3 protein-coding genes are annotated in these 3,381 nt (G+C 58.7%); 2 read left to right on the forward strand and 1 reads right to left on the reverse strand.

Annotated features, from left to right (window positions below; all coding sequences use genetic code 11):
* Nucleotides 1-1,185, reverse strand: a 1,185-nt coding sequence (locus tag Q0349_RS12395; protein ID WP_298081329.1) for a DASS family sodium-coupled anion symporter, incomplete at its 3' end; no start/stop codon positions are given.
* A gap of 231 nt (nt 1,186-1,416) precedes the next feature.
* Here Q0349_RS12395 and rpsO point away from each other — a divergent pair.
* Nucleotides 1,417-1,683: a 30S ribosomal protein S15 gene (gene rpsO, locus Q0349_RS12400; RefSeq protein WP_298081330.1), complete on the forward strand. Its 267-nt coding sequence runs from the start codon at nt 1,417-1,419 to the stop codon at nt 1,681-1,683.
* A 22-nt stretch (nt 1,684-1,705) separates the two neighbouring features.
* Nucleotides 1,706-3,381, forward strand: a 1,676-nt coding sequence (gene pnp / locus Q0349_RS12405) for a polyribonucleotide nucleotidyltransferase (protein ID WP_298081331.1), incomplete at its 3' end; no start/stop codon positions are given.

A 3,381-nucleotide genomic window follows, 5' to 3' on the forward strand; every position in this document is an offset into this window, starting at 1 on the left:
CGCCGCCGAGGCGGTGTTACTGGTGAACTCGGTGAGGAAAATGATGAACGTGGCGACCACCAAAATAATGACAAAAGGCGAGCTGCTGCCGAAGGCGCTGGCAATCATCTGCCCGATTTCCTTGGACGCCCCGGACGCGCCGAGAACGCTGCTCAGGGTAATGCCGCCGCCAAAGAGCAGCAGTACACCCCAGTCGGTGTTGTCGGTCACATCTTTCCAGCTGGCAAGCCCCAGCACGACCACCGCAATAATCGCGCAGAGGGCGACGAAAGTGTCGGGCGCGTTGATGCCCATCGCTTTCAGCTGGTCGCCGCAAATCCACGCCAGCGCGGTTAGCGCGAAGACGATGAGCGTTAGCACGCGGATGCCGGTCCAGGGAATGTCTTCCTCATTATCCTGGCGGATTTTCTGTTTGAAATTCGGCTTGCAGACGATCCACAGCGTGACAAACATCGCCGGCATCAAAATGAAGGTAATCGGCAGACCGAGGCGCATCCACTCAGTAAAGCCCATGCCCAGTTGCTTGGCGGCGATACCGTTCGGCGGCGAGCCTTGCAGCAATCCCATGCCGCCAATGCTGGATGAATAGGCGACCGCGAGCAGCACGAAAACGCGCGTGCCGCGGTCATTCTTGTCCACGGACGAAAGCAGGCCAAGCGCCAGCGGCAGAATCATCGCCGCGGTGGCCGTGTTGGAAATCCACATCGAAAGGAAAGCCGTGACGACGCACAGACCCACCGCTGACCACAACATGCTCGAACCGGCCATATGAATAATGGCGCTGGCAATCTTCTTGTCAATCTTCTGCACCTGCAAGGCGGTGGCAAGCGCAAAACCGCCAAGGAACAAATAAATAATCGGGTCGGCAAAACCGGCCAGTGCCGATTTCATCGTCATCGCGGTAACCGTACCATCCTTGCCGACGCTGGCGGGCAGATGCAGCAGTAGCGCGCCGATCGGAATCATGATGGCGGTCAAACTGATATGCACCGCCTCGGTGAACCACAAAATTGCGATAAAAATCAACAGGGCAAGACCCTTGTTGGCATCCGGCGAATACGGCAGTACGCCATAGGCGAGTTTGGCGACCACCAGTGCGACGAGAATAATCCCGAGACCAGTGACAATGCCGGGCGGGAAAAAGCCCTTGATTTCGTTGGAAGTAACAGGCGAATTCACAGACATAAACATAACCTCACAATAAATTTACCCGCGCTTAATATAAATCACCACAAACAAAATCGGAAAGAAAAAAATACTAAAAAATCAAGACAATCACCGAAAAACTAAAAAAAACGCGCGACCGCCCCCGTGCGCCGCCCGCCGCCTTGCAATCACCGAAAAACCCCCGTAAAATCCGCGCTCTTTTCACAGGCCCACCGCCATCGGCAACGTGAACTTAACTTGGAGAATCCCATGCTTACCGCTGAAAACAAAAGCGAAATCATCAAAAAATACCAACGCAAAGAAGGCGACAGCGGCTCGCCCGAAGTACAAATCGCCCTGCTGACCGCACGCATCCTTGACCTGCAAAACCACTTTGCGACCCACACCAAGGACTTCCACTCCCGCCGTGGTCTTTTGAAAATGGTCAGCCAACGCCGCCGCCTGCTGGACTACTACAAGCGCGTCAATTTCGACGGCTACCGCCAGCTCATCGCCGACCTCGGCCTGCGCCGCTAATTCCTGAAGAGAGGCAGACAGCGTGAAAGAAAGCATCACCTTTAGCTACGGCAAACATCAAGTCACCCTGGAAAGCGGCGAAATCGCCCGCCAGGCCGATGGCGCCGTTATGGTTCACATGGAAGGCACCGTCGTCCTCGTGACCGCCGTTGCCAAAAAAACCGTCGCCGAAGGACAGGACTTCTTTCCGCTGACCGTTGATTACCAGGAAAAATCCTACGCCGCCGGCCGCATCCCCGGCGGCTATTTCCGTCGCGAAGGTCGTCCCAGCGAAAACGAAACCCTCGTCTCCCGCCTGATTGACCGCCCGCTGCGCCCGCTTTTCCCCGAAGGCTTCTTCAACGAAGTACAAGTCATCGCCAGCGTCATGTCGGTCAACCCCGACGTCAATCCCGACATCCCGGCGATGATTGGTGCCTCCGCTGCCATCGCCCTCTCCGGTGTGCCGTTTAACGGCCCGATTGGTGCGGCGCGCGTCGGCTACAAAAACGGCGCCTACCTGCTCAACCCCTCCGACAAAGAACTGCAAACCTCCGACCTTGACCTCGTCGTCGCCGGTACCGCAGGCGCGGTGCTGATGGTCGAATCACAGGCGAACGAACTGCCGGAAGACATCATGCTCGGCGCCGTCATGTACGGCCACGAACAAATGCAGGTCGTCATCAACGCCATCCGCGAACTGGCCGCCAAAGCGGGCAAACCCGCCTGGGACTGGCAACCCGCCCCCGCTGACGAAGCGCTGGTCGCCAAAGTACGCGAACTGGCACACGACAAACTCGTCGCCGCCTACCAAATCGCCGACAAACAAGAACGCCAGGCCGCCGTTGCCGCCATTCACGAAGAAGCACAAACCGCACTGGTGAGCGAAGACGGCTGGACTGACACCGCCGTCGGCAACACCGTACACGACCTCGAATACCGCGTCGTACGCGACCGCATCCTCGCCAAAGAGCCGCGCATTGACGGCCGCGATACCGTCACCGTGCGCCCGATTACCATCCGCACCGGCGTCCTGCCGCGCGTGCACGGCTCCGCCCTCTTTACCCGTGGCGAAACCCAAGCGCTGGTCGTCGCCACCCTCGGCACCGGTCGTGATGCACAAATCATCGACGCGCTGACCGGCGAATACCGCGACATCTTCATGTTGCACTACAACTTCCCACCGTTCAGCGTCGGCGAAATCGGGCGCGTCGGCTCGCCCAAGCGCCGCGAAATCGGTCACGGTCGTCTCGCTCGCCGTGGCGTCACCGCTATCTTGCCGCCCGAAAGCGCCTTCCCCTACACCATCCGCGTCGTCTCCGAAATCACCGAATCCAACGGTTCCAGCTCAATGGCTTCCGTCTGCGGCACCAGTCTGGCGCTGATGGACGCCGGTGTCCCGGTCAAAACCCCGGTGGCCGGCATTGCCATGGGTTTGGTCAAAGAAGGCGAGCGCTTCACCGTCCTCTCCGACATCCTCGGTGACGAGGACCACCTCGGCGACATGGACTTCAAAGTTGCCGGTTCCGCCAATGGCGTTACCGCCCTGCAAATGGACATCAAAATTGACGGCATCACCCGCGAAATCATGGAACAGGCGCTGAGCCAGGCCAAAGCCGGACGCCTGCACATCTTGGAAATCATGAACCAGGCGATTGCCCAACCGCGCGCCGAAATCTCCGAATACGCACCGCGCTTCACCACCCTGCGCATTGACGT

This window comes from uncultured Cardiobacterium sp. (assembly GCF_938028185.1).
Classification (GTDB): domain Bacteria; phylum Pseudomonadota; class Gammaproteobacteria; order Cardiobacteriales; family Cardiobacteriaceae; genus Cardiobacterium.

Bases quoted from the DNA above. Each gene is read 5' to 3' on its own strand.
- rpsO (WP_298081330.1), top strand. From the start codon at position 1,417: ATGCTTACCGCTGAAAACAAAAGCGAAATCATCAAAAAATACCAACGC.